This window comes from Bacillus sp. C30 (assembly GCF_040838255.1).
Lineage (GTDB): Bacteria > Bacillota > Bacilli > Bacillales > Bacillaceae_G > Bacillus_A > Bacillus_A mycoides.
This window is the reverse complement of sequence record NZ_JBFPJH010000511.1, coordinates 1-1,835: the sequence shown is the minus strand read 5'-3', so window position 1 is coordinate 1,835 and position 1,835 is coordinate 1. Positions and strand designations below refer to the sequence as shown.

The window sequence follows — 1,835 nt, the reverse complement described above, 5'->3', positions numbered from 1 at the left end:
CATATATTGGAATTGATTTTCATAATGCGGAAAAAATAGGGGGATTTATATGTCAAAGTGGCAATCTAAAGAACAATTGGTTCAATTATTAAGCAATCTTGTTGAAATTCCTAGTATTACAGGTTCAGAAGCTGAAGTTATATTGCCAGACTTTGTTGTAGAACAATTATCTGACTTACAGTATTTTAAACAAAATCCGCATCATTTACAAAAAAATCCGACGGGAGATGGAAGATATTTTGTTACAGCCCTAGTAAAGAAAAGTGATAGTACGAAAAATACCGTAATTCTTGTTAGCCACTTTGATGTTGTAGATGTACAAGATTACGGAGTGTGGAAAGAAGATGCATTTAACCCTAAAAAATTAACATCTATGTTTTATTCTCATAAAGATGAGCTACCAGATCATGTACGTGAAGATATTGAACAAGGAGATTGGCTATTTGGTAGAGGAACGATGGACATGAAATGTGGTCTAGCTTTACAAATGGCGATGGTTGAGCAAGCTTGTGAAGGAAGATTTGATGGAAATGTTCTTTTATTGGCTGTTCCAGATGAAGAAGTGAACTCTGTAGGGATGAGAGCTGCTGTTCCAAGATTATTAGACCTAGCAAAAGAACATGACTTAGAGTATAAAACGGTCCTAAATTCAGAGCCTATGTTTTCAAGACATCCTGGTGACCAAAATAAGTATATTTATACTGGTTCTATTGGTAAGGTGTTACCTGGTTTCCTTTGCTATGGAAAAGAGACACATGTAGGCGAACCTTTTGCAGGATTAAATGGGAGCTATATGGCTGCATTATTAACAGCTGAATTAGAGTTGAATACGGACCTTTGCGATATTGTAGATGGTGAAGCGAGTCCTCCACCAACTAACTTGCTTCAAAGAGACTTAAAGGAGGATTATTCTGTACAAATTCCTCATCGTGCAGTCACATTATTTAATTTGTTTTTACTAGAAAAAACGATGACAGATGTAGTTTCATTGTTACGCCAAAAAGTAACGAAAGTAGCAGAGAAAATCGAAGAATCCTATGAGGAGCGAGCGTATCATTTTTCTAAGTATAATCCGTTCATACCGCCGAATCTTAAAGTAAATGTATTAACGTATGAAGAGCTTATCGCTTATGCAATTGAACAATATGGACAAGAAAAAATAGATGAAATTCAATCCGATATTATAAAAAATAGAGAAGATAAAGATGATCGTGCAGTAACTATTGATTTAGTAGACAAATTAGCTATCTTATGTAAAGAAAAGGCTCCAATGATTGTACTTTTCTTTGCGCCGCCATACTATCCAGCTGTGAGTTCACGCAACAATCCTTTAATTAAAGAGGTAGTTGTAGAAATGGAAAAGTATGCCCACTATAATCATAGCATTACATTTGAAAACCAAAATTATTTTGGAGGAATTTCAGATTTAAGCTATGTGGGCTTACAAAACCCATTGGATTCAATGAGTTCTCTTGTAGACAATATGCCATTATGGGATAAAGGTTATTCGATTCCACTAGAGGAATTAGAAGAGTTTGACGTTCCAGTATTAAATATGGGACCAGTAGGAAAAGATGCACATCAATGGACGGAGCGTCTGGACGTAAATTACGCATTTGAAAAGTTATTAGATATGTTACCTATATGTATTGAAAAACTACTTGTTTCTAATAAAGTTACACAGTCATAGTGTTTGCATAAGAGCGAGAAAAGGACCGTAGTGATACGGTCTTTTTTGCTTAATAATTAGTGTGAATCCTTAGCTTTATGACAATGCGACGGTACCTCATTTATTAATGTTACTCGATAAGTAGAGAAAGGGGAGAAAATTATGA

General features: G+C 35.0%; 1 protein-coding gene. It reads left to right on the top strand.

What is annotated here, in order from left to right:
- The first annotated feature begins 49 nt into the window (after positions 1 to 49).
- Positions 50 to 1,690, top strand: a complete 1,641-nt coding sequence (locus AB3X49_RS22350) for a M20/M25/M40 family metallo-hydrolase (protein ID WP_367964805.1) — start codon at positions 50 to 52, stop codon at positions 1,688 to 1,690.
- Positions 1,691 to 1,835 lie beyond the last annotated feature (145 nt).